This is a genomic window from Sphingomonas sp. (assembly GCF_041661825.1).
Lineage (GTDB): Bacteria > Pseudomonadota > Alphaproteobacteria > Sphingomonadales > Sphingomonadaceae > Sphingomonas.
The window spans coordinates 49,969-63,996 of the sequence record NZ_JBAZTU010000006.1 but is presented as its reverse complement, the minus strand read 5'-3'; the positions used below and the strand labels follow the sequence as shown (position 1 = coordinate 63,996).

18 protein-coding genes are annotated in these 14,028 nt (G+C 66.8%); 10 read left to right on the top strand and 8 right to left on the bottom strand.

What is annotated here, in order from left to right; translation table 11 throughout:
* Window positions 1-35 precede the first annotated feature (35 nt).
* The 4 genes from WC729_RS25390 to WC729_RS25375 are packed head-to-tail and all read right to left on the bottom strand — an operon-like array spanning window position 36 to window position 2,897.
* Window positions 36-1,469, bottom strand: coding sequence for a hypothetical protein (locus tag WC729_RS25390; protein ID WP_372857256.1), 1,434 nt, complete (start codon window positions 1,467-1,469; stop codon window positions 36-38).
* Window positions 1,469-2,203, bottom strand: coding sequence for an ABC transporter ATP-binding protein (locus WC729_RS25385; protein WP_372857255.1), 735 nt, complete (start codon window positions 2,201-2,203; stop codon window positions 1,469-1,471). The genes WC729_RS25390 and WC729_RS25385 overlap by 1 nt, the downstream gene beginning before the upstream one ends.
* A gap of 48 nt (window positions 2,204-2,251) precedes the next feature.
* Window positions 2,252-2,464: a helix-turn-helix transcriptional regulator gene (locus WC729_RS25380; RefSeq protein WP_372857254.1), complete on the bottom strand. Its 213-nt coding sequence runs from the start codon at window positions 2,462-2,464 to the stop codon at window positions 2,252-2,254.
* Window positions 2,457-2,897, bottom strand: a complete 441-nt coding sequence (locus tag WC729_RS25375) for a hypothetical protein (RefSeq protein ID WP_372857253.1) — start codon at window positions 2,895-2,897, stop codon at window positions 2,457-2,459. The genes WC729_RS25380 and WC729_RS25375 overlap by 8 nt, the downstream gene beginning before the upstream one ends.
* 147 nt (window positions 2,898-3,044) lie before the next feature.
* Here WC729_RS25375 and ybgC point away from each other — a divergent pair, with 147 nt between their 5' ends.
* The 10 genes from ybgC (at window position 3,045) to WC729_RS25325 (ending at window position 9,699) form a co-directional block, all read left to right on the top strand.
* A complete protein-coding gene (ybgC, locus tag WC729_RS25370) occupies window positions 3,045-3,512 on the top strand; it encodes a tol-pal system-associated acyl-CoA thioesterase (protein ID WP_372857252.1) in 468 nt (155 codons plus the stop codon).
* A 32-nt stretch (window positions 3,513-3,544) separates the two neighbouring features.
* The gene (gene tolQ / locus WC729_RS25365) at window positions 3,545-4,213 is read left to right on the top strand and encodes a protein TolQ (protein ID WP_372857819.1); all 669 of its coding nucleotides are present in this window, start codon (window positions 3,545-3,547) and stop codon (window positions 4,211-4,213) included.
* Entirely contained in the window at window positions 4,214-4,651 is a 438-nt protein-coding gene (gene tolR, locus WC729_RS25360; RefSeq protein ID WP_372857251.1) for a protein TolR, read from the top strand.
* A gap of 28 nt (window positions 4,652-4,679) precedes the next feature.
* Window positions 4,680-5,561: a cell envelope biogenesis protein TolA gene (locus WC729_RS25355; RefSeq protein WP_372857250.1), complete on the top strand. Its 882-nt coding sequence runs from the start codon at window positions 4,680-4,682 to the stop codon at window positions 5,559-5,561.
* Window positions 5,561-6,034 carry a hypothetical protein gene (locus WC729_RS25350; protein ID WP_372857249.1) on the top strand — a complete coding sequence of 158 codons (474 nt, stop codon included), beginning with the start codon at window positions 5,561-5,563 and terminating at the stop codon, window positions 6,032-6,034. Before WC729_RS25355 ends, WC729_RS25350 begins: the two co-directional genes overlap by 1 nt.
* A gap of 8 nt (window positions 6,035-6,042) precedes the next feature.
* Entirely contained in the window at window positions 6,043-7,434 is a 1,392-nt protein-coding gene (tolB, locus tag WC729_RS25345) for a Tol-Pal system beta propeller repeat protein TolB (protein ID WP_372857248.1), read from the top strand.
* A gap of 114 nt (window positions 7,435-7,548) precedes the next feature.
* On the top strand, window positions 7,549-8,049 hold the full coding sequence (gene pal, locus WC729_RS25340) for a peptidoglycan-associated lipoprotein Pal (RefSeq protein ID WP_372857247.1): 501 nt from the start codon (window positions 7,549-7,551) through the stop codon (window positions 8,047-8,049).
* A gap of 148 nt (window positions 8,050-8,197) precedes the next feature.
* The gene (locus tag WC729_RS25335) at window positions 8,198-9,100 is read left to right on the top strand and encodes an SPFH domain-containing protein (RefSeq protein ID WP_372857246.1); all 903 of its coding nucleotides are present in this window, start codon (window positions 8,198-8,200) and stop codon (window positions 9,098-9,100) included.
* A gap of 7 nt (window positions 9,101-9,107) precedes the next feature.
* Entirely contained in the window at window positions 9,108-9,326 is a 219-nt protein-coding gene (locus tag WC729_RS25330) for a toxin-antitoxin system HicB family antitoxin (RefSeq protein WP_372857245.1), read from the top strand.
* Between the two features lie 103 nt (window positions 9,327-9,429).
* A complete protein-coding gene (locus WC729_RS25325; RefSeq protein ID WP_372857244.1) occupies window positions 9,430-9,699 on the top strand; it encodes a hypothetical protein in 270 nt (89 codons plus the stop codon).
* On the opposite strand, the gene WC729_RS25320 is transcribed toward WC729_RS25325, so the two are convergent.
* The 4 genes from WC729_RS25320 to WC729_RS25305 form a co-directional block, all read right to left on the bottom strand.
* A complete protein-coding gene (locus WC729_RS25320) occupies window positions 9,696-10,556 on the bottom strand; it encodes a S1/P1 nuclease (protein WP_372857243.1) in 861 nt (286 codons plus the stop codon). The two genes, WC729_RS25325 and WC729_RS25320, sit on opposite strands and share 4 nt — an antisense overlap.
* Window positions 10,557-10,604: 48 nt before the next feature.
* Complete coding sequence (locus WC729_RS25315; protein WP_372857242.1) at window positions 10,605-11,522, bottom strand: isoaspartyl peptidase/L-asparaginase family protein; 918 nt, start codon at window positions 11,520-11,522, stop codon at window positions 10,605-10,607.
* On the bottom strand, window positions 11,519-12,694 hold the full coding sequence (locus WC729_RS25310) for an acyltransferase family protein (protein ID WP_372857241.1): 1,176 nt from the start codon (window positions 12,692-12,694) through the stop codon (window positions 11,519-11,521). The genes WC729_RS25315 and WC729_RS25310 overlap by 4 nt, the downstream gene beginning before the upstream one ends.
* A gap of 107 nt (window positions 12,695-12,801) precedes the next feature.
* A complete protein-coding gene (locus WC729_RS25305; protein ID WP_372857240.1) occupies window positions 12,802-13,965 on the bottom strand; it encodes an acyltransferase family protein in 1,164 nt (387 codons plus the stop codon).
* Window positions 13,966-14,028 lie beyond the last annotated feature (63 nt).

Genomic DNA, 14,028 nt, shown 5'->3' with positions numbered 1-14,028 from the left:
GGATGCATGAAGCTAGCCCGGCAAGGCAGCCCGCGTCAGCCGAGAAAATAGACTGCCACCGCGGCAAGCCCGCCGAAGATCATCGCGACGATAATCGACAGGATGCCCCCGACCACCGATCCCGAGCGCCTTCTGGCAAAGGCGCTGCGCTGGGCCGGTTTGCCCAGCTTGAGCTCGATATAGCCGGCCGCGGCACCGCCGATCGCGGTGCACAGCAAGGTGACCAGCGCGCCCAGCGGCGACTGGAGCGCGATCGCCACCGGCAGGATCAAGCCCATCGGCGCTGCCATGGCGAAGGCGGCCATCAGCTTGACCCGGTCGATCGAGACCTTGGAGACCGGGGCGACCGCGATCAGGTCGGGCGCATCTTCGGCGGAGACGGTCAGCCAGGCGAAGCTGCCGACCAGCTGCCCGGCCAGGAGCACGCTGGCAAAGGCGAGACCCGGCGCCATCGGGACATGATTGTTCCGGCCGAACGCGACGAAGACAATCGGCGCGAGATAGATAAGGCGTAGCAGGATCTGGAAGATAAGGGCCGGATCGCGCGCCAGCAGCCGCCATTCCTTTGCGAAGACCGATCGGAACAGGCCGGCATGGAACAGCTGGTTGGTCGCCCGCCCGGTCGGCTTTGCCCGCGACAGGCGCGTGCCGCCGTCCTGATAGCCGGTCAGGAACATCCGCTGCAGCGTCACCCCGGCCAGCGCGAATAGCGCCACGCCGATGCCGAGCAGGACGATCACCGCGACCGGATCGCCAAAGGCGGCGCGGCCGGGCAGGCCGGAGAGGCCGCTATTGCCCACGCCGTCTTCAGTGAAGCGATCGAACAGGATCGATATGCTCGACTGGCGTTTGTCGCCATGGCTGGCGAGCTGGGAGATGATGAAGAAGGCACCGCCGAGCAGCGCCGCGGCGATCTGGCCGACGGTGCGCGCCGCGCGTGGCCCCGCCAGCTTGGCCAGGCCAAGCGTGATGCCAAGCCCGATCGCCGCGGCCGCGAGCGCAAGCGCGCCGAGCAGGGCAACCAGCCCGAACAATTGCGGATGGCCGAGGATCGCGATCGGCAGCACCAGGGTCAGCAGCAGCACCGCATAGGTGAGCGCAATGGTGCCCGTGATGCCGAGCAGCTTGGCGAGCAGCACCGTCCGCCCTTCGATCGGTGCGGAGAAGAGCAGGTCGAGATCGCCATTCTCGTAAAGCGTACGCTGGCTGCCGATGATCGCCTGGGTGGTCATGAAGCTGAAGGCGACGATGCTGCCGGCCAGCACGCCGGTCATGATGGCGGGCAGCGGCGGGATCGGTTCGTCGCGCAGCACCCAGCCGAGGAAGCAGCCGAACGCCAGCCAAGCCAGCATCAGCGCATAGCCGAGCCAGCGCGTCGCGCCCTTCTTCGGCCGCATCCGCCAGCCGAGGCGGATCTCGTGCAGCGCGAGCCAGGCGAAGCCGCCTGGTGCCGGCCTCAACCCAGGCATCAGGCGCCGCTCGTCAGACGGATGAACGTATCCTCCAGCGTCTGGCCCTCAGTGCCCGCGCTGGTCCGGAGCTCTTCGAGCGTCCCTTCGGCCAGCAGCTTGCCGCCGGCGATGATGCCGATCCGGTCGGCCATGCGCTCCGCCACTTCCAGGATATGGGTGGTGACGATCACGGTCTTGCCCGCATCGACCTGCGCCCGCAATGCGTCTTTCACCGCGCGCGCCATGGCGGCGTCGAGCCCGGTCAGCGGCTCGTCGAGGATCAGCAGCTTGGGGTCGTGAATCAGCGCACCCGCCAGTGCGACCTTCTGCTTCATCCCGCGCGAGAATCCCTCGCACCGCGTGTCGCGCTCGTCCCACAGGTCGAGCCAGTGGAGCAGCCGATCGGCTTCGTCCGCGGCGACCACCGGGTCCATCCGCCACAGCCCGGCGACGAAGGCAAGATATTCGCTCGGCGTCAGCTTGTCGTAGAGCATCGGCTCGTCGGGCAGCCACGCCGTGATCGCCTTGGCTTCATTGGGGTGCTGCCGTGCGCTGATCCCGTAGATATGGATCGTGCCGGCGTCCGGCCGGGTCAGGCCGGTCACCATGCGCAAGGTGGTGGTCTTGCCGGCGCCGTTCGGGCCGAGCAGGGCGTAAAGCTGGCCCGCGCCGATCTCCAGGTCGAGGCCGGTGATCACCGGTTTATCGAAACTCTTGGAAAGGCCGCGAATCCTGAGGGCGGGTTCGGTCATGCGCGGCAACCTAGAACAAAGTACGCAGCCGTCCAGATGGTGTGCCGATCATTCTTCCGGGGCGAGCTGGAAGATGTCCTCGACCCTTTTGTCCAGCGCCCGGGCGAGCTTCAACGCCAGGGTGGTGGAAGGAACGAACACGCCGTTCTCGACCGTGTTGATCGTCTTGCGACTGACCCCGACACGGTCGGCCAGTTCGGCCTGAGTCAGGCCGAGCCGGGCACGTTCGTCCTTCAGGCTGTTGAGCAGCCCCTCAGCCATCCTTCAATGCTCGCCGCTCGAGCGTACCGAAGCGCAGCAGGGCGAGCGCGATGGCGAAGGTGATGATCAGCCGGGCGCCTTCGCGCGCCGAGATCGGCTCGTAGAAGCTGATGGCGTAGACCAGAGCGGCGGTGCCGATCGCCCCCCAGAAGCCGAGCGCCATCGCGCGCTTGCGGTGATCGAGCGTGGTCTCGTCGTTGAGCAGTGCGCGCATTCGCGCACCGCGGAACAGGCCGCCGGCGAAGGCGAGGAAAAACAGCAATGCCGCAGCCCAGACGATCCACGCGGCGAGGTGGATGGTCTGCGGCCGGTTGAGCGACACGCTATCGGGAAAGCTGGCTGCCTGCGCGGCAACGAACACTACCGCCATCACGGTCGCGGCGCGGGCGCGGCCCCAGGCGATGCGGTCGGCAAGATCGGTCTGATCGGTCATTTCGAATCCCCGTTTGTAACCCTGAGGTTACAGGTAACCCATGGGTTACTTTGCTGTCAAGCCGAGGCTCACCTTGGGGACGAGGCGAACCTTCGCTGCGGCGAACGGGGTTCCTTCCGATGAATCGCTCGGTTAGGACGATGGGACATGGCGACGCCGCAACAGGATCAACCGGTCGAAGGCCGCTTCGACGGGATCGAGCATCGATTCCCGGTCCGCGTCTATTTCGAGGACACCGATCTGTCGGGCGTGGTCTATCACGCCAATTACCTGCGCTACATGGAGCGCGCCCGGTCCGACATGCTGCGGCTCGCCGGGATCGACCAGCGCGCGGTGCAGGAAGCGGGCGAGGGCGCCTATGCCGTCAGCAGCCTGGCGATCCGCTATCGCCGCCCTGCGCGGCTCGACGATGCGTTGATCGTGCTTACCAGATTGAGACAAGTTCGCGCCGCGTCGGTCGATATTCATCAGAGAGTCATGCGCGGTGCTGAGATACTGACGGAAGCGGAAGTGACCGCGGCACTGGTCGGGGTATCGGGCAAGCCGAAACGGCAACCAAAAGAATGGCTCGAGGCATTTCAGCGCCTCGTTGACCAAGGGGACCAGGAAGAGTGAGCAGTTTGATCTTCAACACCGACGCAGCGACGATGTCGCCGATCGCGCTTTTTCTCCAGGCCGATCTGGTAGTTAAGGTCGTGATGCTGGGATTATTGATCGCCAGCGTCTGGACCTGGGCGATCATCCTGACCTTTTGGCGTCGGATCGGCGGCACGCGCCGCAAGATCGACAAGTTCGAGCGCGATTTCTGGAAGGCCGAGGACGTGGACGCCTTTCACCGCATCCAGGGCGACAGCGACTTGCCGATTGCCCGAGTCTTCTCGGCGGGTGTCAAGGAATGGCGCCGCTCGACCGCCAGCGGTGCGATCGACCGCGAGGGCACGCGTGAGCGGCTCGCGACCGCGATGGGCTCGATGGTCGCCAGCGAGATCGACAAGCTGTCTGACCGGCTGAACATCCTCGCCACCGTGGGCGCGGTCGCGCCGTTCGTCGGCCTGTTCGGCACGGTCTGGGGCATCATGCGCAGCTTCACCGGCATCGCCTCGGCGCAGAACACCTCGCTGGCCGTGGTCGCGCCCGGCATCGCCGAGGCGCTGTTCGCGACGGCAATCGGCCTGTTCGCGGCCATTCCGGCGGTGATCGCCTACAACCGCTTCAGCCACGGTATCAACCGGATCGAGGCGCGGCTCAATCGGTTCGCCGACGGCTTCCACGCGACCCTGAGCCGCCAGCTCGAGACGGACGGGCGGAAGCTCTAGATGGCGATGCAGCTTCCCTCGCAGCGCAGCCGCGGCCGGCGGACGCCGATGGCGGAGATCAACGTCACGCCGCTCGTCGACGTGATGCTGGTGCTGCTGATCATCTTCATGGTGACCGCCCCGCTCCTGACCGCGGGCGTGCCGGTGAACCTGCCCGACAGCCGCGCCAAACCGCTCGACCAGGATCAGAAGCCGGTGCAGATCTCGATGGAGGCCGATGGCAAGATCCATGTCGGCGAGGACGAGGTCGGCCAGGACATATTGCCCGACGTGCTGCAGCAACTCGCGACGAAGACGGAGGGCGGGCAACCGCCGCAGGTCTTCCTGCGCGCCGACAAGAGCCTCGATTATGGCCGCGTGATGCGCGTGATGGGTGAGCTCAATCGCGCAGGGCTGAACCGCGTCGCGCTGGTGACGATTGGCGACGACGGCAAATGACCTTCGCCCGACTGGCAGGCTAGGCGCAATGCGGCGCTCCGAAGCGATCGCGCTGGGTGTCGCGCTGGTCGGCCATGCCGTGTTGTTTGGTGTGTTGTCGTTCGGCTGGCGCCCACCCGAGCCGGAAACGCTGAAAGCCGTGCCGATCGACGTATCGCTGGTCGACGAGGTCGGGCTGGTGGCCAAGGCGCCGCAGGCGATCACGCCGCCCGCCGAATCGAAGGCGCCCGATCAGGGGCTGCCCGAAGACGCCGCGCCCCCCGCGCCTAAGGAGGTAGCGCAGCCCGATCCGGCGCCGCCCAAGCCCCAGCCCAAAGCTGCGCCGCCGCCCAAGCCAGCACCTGCTGCGGTCCCTGAGCCCAAAAAGCCGGTCGCCCCGACTCCCGACAAGTCGAAGAAACCGCCCACGCGGGATGCCGCGCCGACCGGCAAGAAGCCGGCGACGGCCGCCGGGACCGGCAGCAATCCGGCTTCGGACAAAAAGCGCGCGCGCGGCAATCGCCTCGGCGACGATTTCCTCAAGGGGCTGTCGGACAAGCCCACGACCAGCAAATCGGTGACGCCGCAGGCGCCGGTGATGAGCCAGCAGGCGGCCGCCGATATAGGCTCGGCGATTCGCCGCCAGGTGCAACCCTGCGCCGACCGTCAGGTAAAGCCCGGGCCGGGCGCCGAACGCATCATCGTCACCATCCGCTTGAGGATGAATCGCGACGGGTCGCTGATCGGCAATCCGCAGGTGGTCGGGCATAGCGGCATCGATACCGAGAATGGCCGATACCAGGACCGGGTCGACGACAATGCGATCGCGACCTTCAAGGGGTGCGCGCCGCTGCGTGGCCTGCCCGCCGAGCTTTACGACGTGCCCAATGGCTGGAGTGTCTTCAGCCTGCGCTACAAGTTGCCGGGATGATGGACATCATGCTGCGATCCCTCTCATCGATTGGCGCCGCGACGTTCTCTCTGGTGCTTGCGTCAGGCGCTGGCGGGCAGGAAGCCTCGCTCTCCGTGTCCCGGCCCGCAACGACCGCGGCGCCGCGCGCCGACGCGCCCGACCCGCAGCGGCTGGCCGCGATCGCCGCGGTGATTCGGCGCCAGATCCAGCCCTGCGCCAACCGCCAGATAAAGCCCGGACCGGGCGCCGAACGTATCGTAGTCACCCTGGCATTGCACCTGAACCGTGATGGTTCTTTGGCCATGCCGCCGGAAGTGGTAGGCAGTCCGTCTGGCGTCGATGACCAGAACCGGCCCTATCTTGGGCCTGTCGTCGAGGGCGCGATCGCGGCCTTCACACAATGCTCGCCGTTCCGGGGGCTGCCGCTCGACTATTATGGCGGCACGGGCGGCTGGAACAGTTTTCGCACCCGCTACAAACTTCCGGGATGAGGACCATGATGACATCTTCCCCTATCGGCCTGCTGGCCGCCGCGCTCGCCATGCTGTCGCCGCTCGTGGCCCATGCACAGGATGCGCCCGTCGCGCCGCCCCCGGTGACGACGACTCAGGCGCCGGCCGCGCAGGATGGCGGCCTGGTGGTCGATGTGGTCGGCGGCACCTCGGCGCCGCTCGGGATCGCGATCCCGGTGATGCCGACCTCCGCCGTGGTCAACACGCCTGCGGGCCCGACCGACAAGCTCGGCCGCGACCTCGCCCAGATCGTGACCAACGATCTGAAGAACAGCGGCCTTTTCAAGCCCGTCCCGCCGACTGGGCTGAAGGGTGTCGCTTTCCCCGAGGTCACCACGCCGTCGTTCGAATATTGGGGTGGGGCCGGGGCGCAGACCCTCGTCCAGGGCTTCGTCCGTGCCAATGGCGACGGCACGCTGACGGTCGGCTGCTATCTCTACGACGTTTTCGCACGCAGCGAACTGACCCGGCAGGGCTTTGTCGTCTCGCCTGGCGACTGGCGCCGCGCGGGGCATAAATGCGCCGACATGGTCTATCAAAGGCTGACCGGCGAAGGGCCCTATTTCGACAGCCGCATCGTCTATGTCTCCGAAACGGGCCCCAAGGCGAAGCGATTCAAGCGGCTCGCGATCATGGATCAGGACGGCGCGAATCACCGTTTCCTGACGAACGGCCAGTCGACCGTGCTGACTCCGCGCTTCTCTCCGGACCAGCGTTCGATCGTCTATATGAGCTATCTGAACGACCGCCCTGCGATCTATGTGTACGATATTGGGACAGCGAAGCAGCGCCTGCTGGTCAACAATCCCAGCCTCACCTTCGCCCCGCGCTTCTCGCCGGACGGGCGCTGGATCGTCTTCTCGATGGCGGTCGCGGGCAACACCGATGTCTACCGCGTCCAGGCATCGGGCGGCTCGCCGCAGCGCCTGACCAACGCGCCCGGCATCGACACCGGCGGCAGCTATTCGCCCGACGGCAGCAAGATCGCCTTCGAGAGCGATCGGTCGGGCAGCCAGCAGATCTATGTGATGAACGCCGACGGGTCGAACCAGCAACGAATCAGTTTCGGCGGAGGACGTTACGCGACTCCGGCGTGGAGCCCTCGGGGCGATCTGATCGCCTTCACCCGAGTCTCGGGCGACTTCCGCGTCGGCGTGATGAGCCCGGGCGGCGGCGGCGAGCGGTTGCTGACCGACGACTGGCAGGACGAGGGGCCGAGCTGGTCGCCCAACGGCCGGGTGCTGACCTTCTTCCGTTCGCATCGCGGCGGGGCCGGCGCTGCCGATTTGTGGTCGGTCGACCTGACCGGCGTCAACGAGCGGAAGATTCCGACGCCCCTGGATGGATCCGATCCGTCCTGGGGACCGTTACGCCCCTGAAGCAATTCGCGCCTCGTGCGCCGGCTGATCCCGGCGTTGACTCTCGTTAACCATAAGGCGATGCCGGTGGAACGAGGCGCAAACGAAACGACTTTTGATCGAAGGAGAAGCCAGATGGCCAGACTGACGACCACGCTCATCGTTGCCGCCGCGCTCGTCGCGACCGCTGGATGCAGCCCCAAGCCGAAGCAGATTCCGCCAGCACCTGGCCAGGACATGGGCAACAACCCGGGCAACGGGGACACTGTCGTCCCGGGCTCGCGCGCCGATTTCGAACGGTCGGTGACGAGCAACACGATCAACTTCGCGCTCGACAAATACGATATTGACGCCCGCGCCCGCGAGATCCTGGACAGCCAGGCCGCGTGGCTTGCCAAATGGCCGAACGTGCCCGTCAGCCTCGAGGGGCATTGCGACGAGCGCGGCACCCGCGAATATAATCTCGCGCTCGGCGACCGCCGCGCCAATGCCGCGAAGAACTATCTCGCGGCGCGCGGCATCAACCCGGCGCGCATCTCGACGATCAGCTACGGCAAGGAACGCCCGATCGCGCTCGGCTCGGACGAGCAGAGCTGGGCCCAGAATCGTCGCGCGGTGACCATCGTCCTCAACTAGCCCCGTCGCGGGCTATCCCGGCGCAGGCCGGGATTCAGGCACTCTTTACTGGCGCCGCCGGATCACGCGATCCGGCGGCGCTTTCGATTCCGCTTGCGGCCGCGCAAATCCCGATATAAATGTGATATCACATTAACGGGAGGGTCCCATGTCGGATTCAGTTGCCAGGAACACTGCGCTCACCTTGTCGAGCGAGCGCACCGCCGCGACGTCGAGCGGGTATGTCATGCTGCTGCTGATGCTGCTCGCCATCGCGGCCGGCGTGTTCGCCGCGTCGCTCATGCAGGACGATCCGGCACTGGGCGGGATCGTCATGACGATCGCGGTGCTCGTCTTCATGTTTATCCTGTGCGGCTTCTACATGCAGCAGCCCAACCAGGCGACGGCGATTACCCTGTTCGGGTCGTACAAGGGCACGGATCGCAACACCGGCCTGCGCTGGCTCCTGCCCTGGCTCGGGCGCAAGAAGGTGTCGCTCCGCGCGAACAACATGATCTCGGAACGGCTGAAGGTGAACGATCAGCGCGGCAACCCGATCGAGATCGCGGCGCAAGTGGTGTGGCGCGTGACCGACACGGCGCAGGCGCTGTTCGACATCGACGACTACAAGGCCTTCGTCATCGTCCAGATCGAGGCCGCGGTGCGCACGATCGGTGCGCGCTACCCTTATGACGATTTCGAACATCAGGAAGTCACCTTGCGGGGCAACCATGACCAGGTCTCGGGCGAGCTGCGCCAGGAACTGATCGCCCGGCTGGTCGTGGCGGGCATCACCGTCGACGAATGCGGCTTCACCCATCTCGCTTATGCGCAGGAGATCGCCGGCGCGATGCTTCGTCGGCAACAGGCCCAGGCGGTCGTCGCGGCGCGCCGGACGCTGGTCGAGGGTGCGGTCGGCATGGTCGAGATGGCGCTCGAGATGCTGTCCGAAAAGAACGTCGTCGAGCTGGATGATGAGCGTCGCGCGGCGATGGTGTCCAACCTGATGGTCGTGCTGTGCGGCGAGCGCGATACCCAGCCGGTCGTCAACACCGGCACGCTCTACCAGTAAGCGGGACGTGAGCGTTCCTCCCAAGAAGGCGTTCCCGCTGCGTCTCGATCCCGGGCTCTACGCGGCGGTCGAGCGCTCGGCGGCGGCCGACCTGAGGAGCGTCAACGCCCAGTTCGAATGCCTGATCCGCGAAGCGCTGTCGAAGCGCGGCGTGAAGCTCGAAGCGCCGGTCCGCGCGAAACGCGGCCGGCCGGCCAGACTCATGGACGAAGGAGATACGGAATGATCGGCATGCTCACCACCCGCGCACGGCTCCCCTGGCTGGTCGCGATCTCGCTCGTGTTGATCGGGCTCGGCTTGTTGGTGCGGTTCGCTTGAAGGAGGCAGTGATGGCGTTCGAAACACTCAAGCGCTGGTATGATGTGCGCGAGGGCTATTGGTTCGCGCCCAAGCTGTTCGGCGTCGGCGCGACGCCGGTGACCTGGCAGGGTTGGGCGTTGACCCTCGGCTTCTGCGCCGCGCTGCTGCTCGACATCCGCTTCCTTCCCGGGAACGTGTCGAAGGTCATTGTCGGTCTGGCGCTGATCGCTGCCTTCGCGGCGATCGCCGCGCGCAAGACCGATGGTGGCTGGCGCTGGCGCTGGGGATCACGCGACTAGGAGAAGGCCTGGTCGAGCAGCTTGGCCAGGCGCAGCCCGCCGCGCTCCACCTCGAGCCGGGCGACCGGCACGAGCGATTCGATCGTCGCATCGTCAAGCATGGAGCGTTCCGGCGTCGGCGCGCAGGGATCCCCCTTCATCGCGCTGGCATAGACGCTGTCATGCGCGACCTGCCAGCTCTCGCGGCTCCAGTCAGTCACAGTGCCCGCCGCCATCTCCCGGCGCTCGGCCGCCGAATAGCGCCGCACCAGTGGCGGTGGCGCAGAGATGGCGCGCTCGGCGAGATAGCCGTCCCAGATCGAATGCAGGTTGAGCCGCGGGGTCGAGAGGATGCCGTAGGCGGCCTTGGCATCGTTGCCGCCCTTGTCGGTCTTGTCGCCGGCATGGAGCGGCTGGTGCAGGTCGCCGACGAAATGGATCAGGAAGACCAGCGCCTGGACGCGCTCCTTCGCCGGCGTTGTCTTGTCGCGCAGCAGCTTCACGTCGCGCTCGATCTGCGCCGACACGCAATTGCCGTCCTTGCACGGCTCGACCAGGCTGAACGGCTGGCAGATGTTCACGTTCTGATAGTGCCAGCTATAGGCGAAGTCGAACGGGCGCTTGCCGTCCGGATCCTTGATCGTCTTGATGCAATCGGCCCAGACGCTGGCATCCTCGATTGTCCGCGCCGGGCAGGTCGGCGTCCCGAGCAGCTTCGACTGGCGCAGCAGCCGGTCGACCGCGATCCGGGTCGACGGCTTCACGTTCGCCCGCGCGATCTGGGCGATGGTCTGGTGGCCATATTCCCAATAAGCGGCGGCGGGAGAAGCGGTGGCGGCAAGCGCGACGGCAGCGAGAACGGGGAGGAGGCGACTCATGCCCGCCGCTCTACCCGGTCGAACGCGCTTGCGAAAGCGAAGCGCGGCTTATTCGTCGCCGTAGATCGCGATGCTCCGGGCAAGATCCGATCCCACCCTGGCGCGGAACATGCCGGCGGTGTTGAAGCTCCACACCGCCTCGCCGCCCGGCCCGGTCACGATCACGCCGCCGCGGCCGCCCAGCGCCTTCACATCGTCCATCACGGCATCGGCCGCGGCCTGGAGCGGCATGCCAGTCAACCGCGCCCGCGCGCAGATCTCGTGCGCAACGCCAGCGCGGATGAAATATTCGCCCGATCCGGTCGCGGACACGGCGCCTGCCCGGTCGTCGGCATAGGTGCCCGCACCGATCAGCGGCGAATCGCCGATCCGGCCCCAGCGTTTGCCGGTGACGCCGCCGGTCGAGGTCGCCGCAGCGACATGGCCCGCGGTATCGCGCGCGACCGCGCCGACGGTGCCGTACTTCATGTCGACGTCGAACGAGTCAGCGCCCCGCGCGCGCAACTCCTCGAGCTGGCGCCGCCGCTCGGGCAAAACGAGCCAGTCCTGGCCGGCCTGCTCCAGCCCATGATCGCGCGAGAACAGGTCGGCGCCCTCGCCGCCGAGCAGTACATGCCGGCTCTGCTCCATCACTGCGCGGGCAAGGCTTACCGGGTTGCGCGTGCCGGTCACGCCGGCGACGGCACCGGCATCCCGCCCGGTGCCTTCCATGATCGCCGCGTCGAGTTCGGCGACGCCTTCATGAGTCAGCGCGGCGCCGCGCCCGGCGTTGAAATGAGGGTCGTCCTCGAGCACCCGCACCGCGGCTTCCACTGCGTCGAGCGCCGAGCCGCCAGCCGACAGCACGGCCGCTCCGGCGTCGAGCGCCTGCCCGAGCGCGGCACGTGCGCCTTCATCCTGTTCCGGGGTGATGCGCTCGCGGGTCATCATGCCCGCGCCCCCATGGATCACCAGCGTCCAGGTCACGACATGCTCTCCACAGGGGTCAGGACGACCGATCGCGCCGCGCGCCGGGGCACGATGAAGCCGCGCAGCCCGATCAGCGGCCGCAGCCAGCCGACCTCGCGCCCGACCAGGTAGAAGGCCCAGCATCCCGCGACCGTCGTCGTGACCAGAATCGCGAACTCGGCCAAGGGCGGCAAGCCATAGGGGCGCAGCGCCCATTCGACCGTGACGATCACCGTCTGGTGGATGATGTAGAAGGGGAACACCGCTTCGGTCAGCGTGCGGCGCCAGGGGTGGTCGCGGTTCCAGTAGTGTTCGGCGATGCCGATCAGCGCGACGATCGCGCACCAGCCCTGGATCACCCGCGCCGTCGCGAAGATATAGCCATAGGGCTGGGGCATGCCGCTGCCGGGCCAGCGCAGCTCGATCGCCGCAACGATGGCGTAGCTCAGCACGGCAATGACGCCCGCCGCTTTCCACCAGCGCGCGATCGCCGCCATCGCCGGGCCCGAGCGGGCGAGCGCGAAGCCGAACAGGAAGCCGGGCAGATAATGGGCATGCGCGATCGCATCGTTGAGCACGTCGTGCGTCTCGCGCCCGCCGGGCAGCAGATACATGTCGGCGAAGAGCAGCCAGGCAATCGGCGCCAGCACGATCGCGACGGTGCCGAACATGCCGTCGAACAGCCCCTGCAGGCTGCGCCCGCGCATCAGCCACACCGCTGCGGCGAGCGCGACCGTGTAGAACCAGAGATAGCCGACGAACCACATATGCTGCCAGGTCGGCAGGATCAGGTTGTGGAAGCTGCCGAAGCGGAAATAATCGTGCAGCCAGAACCAGCCGAAGCCGCCGTCATAACCATGCTGGGTGGTCAGCTCGACCCAGGGCTGGATCGGGACGACGATGGTCATGCCGAACAGTAACGGGATCAGCAGCCGCTTGTTGCGCGATCCGATGAAGGAGCCCGGGCTTTCGCTCTTGGCCAGCAGCGCCCGGCTGGCATAGCCCGACACGACGAACAGCAGCATCAGCCGCCAGCTGTTGGTCGCGTGCATCGGGATCGCCACCCAGTCGAGCGGATGGGCGGTCTTCACATGGAAGTCCCACGGCACGAAGACCATGCCGACATGATAGAAGATGAGTAGGCCGAAGGCGCCGATGCGGAGCCAGTCCAAGCCGTAATGCCGTTCCATGCGGGCGCATGTAGCGTTTCCTGCGCCAATGGCTAGTCAAGGGGTGACCGGGAACGGCGGATCGTGGCCCGGGCGAGGCGGCCGCCTCGCCTGGGATTCCAGACGAGCTAGGCGGTCTGGACGTCGGCGGCGACTGCCTCCGGCTTCGGACTGACCTTCCGCCGCAGGCCGATCAGCGGCCGCAACCAGCCGATCTCGCGCCCGATCAGGTAGAAGGCCCAGCAGCCCGCGACCGTCGCCGGCACCAGGATGGCGAACTCCGCGACGGGTCCGATGCCGAGCGGCTTCAGCCAATATTCCACGAGGATGATCACCGTCTGGTGGATGAGGTAGAAGGGGAAGACGGCCTCGGTGAGCATCGGCCGCCAGGCGCCGTCACGGTTCCAGAACCGCTCGGCCACGCCGATCAGCGCGGCGATGCTGGCCCAGCACTGCACCTCGCGCGCGACGTGGAAGGCGCGGGCGATCGAGCGCGAGGGCATGGCGAAACCGGGATAGGCGATCTCGACCGAGGCGACCACGGCATAACCCGCCACCGCCAGCACCGCCGCGGGCACCCAGAAGCGCACGAGCGCCGCCCGCGCCGGTTGCGATCCGGCCAGGCCGAACCCGAACAGGAAGGCGGGGAAATATTGCAGATGCGCGACCCCGTCGGTGACCAGGTCATGCGTATCCTCGACCCCCGGGAACAGCGCCATGCGCAGCACGAGCAGCCAGACGATCGGCACCCACAGCACGCCGATCCCGCCGAACGCCCGGTCGAACAGCGCCTGCGCGCCGGAGAGGCGCGGGCTCAGCAGCAAGGCAAGGACGAGGGTATAGGCCCAGAGATAGACCACGAACCACAGATGGTTCCAGGTCGGCAGGATGATCCCGTCGAGCGTGCCGAAGCGGAAATAGTCGTGCGTGAGGAACCACAGGAAGCCGTGCGTATAGCCGTGCTGCGTGACCAGCTCGACCCAGCTTTGCGGGGGCACGATGAGAGCGATGCCGAAGGCGAGCGGCAGCAACAGCCGCGCATTGCGGTTGCGCAGGAATCCCCGGATGCCGGCCGATTTGGCGAACAGCGCACGGCTGGCGAAACCCGATACGACGAACAACAGAGTCAGCCGCCAGGCATTGGTCAGCAGCATCGGCACCGCGACCCAATCGGCCGGGTCGGCGGTCTTCACGTGGAAGCCCCAGGTCACGAAGACCATGCCCACATGATAGAAGATCAGCAGGCCGAACGCCCCGATCCGCAGCCAGTCCATTCCGTAATGTCGTTCCATCGCGTCTCTCCGTGGTCGATGGATCACGGCTAGCGAGCGCTCGTCTGGCCCGGTATCGGGAAG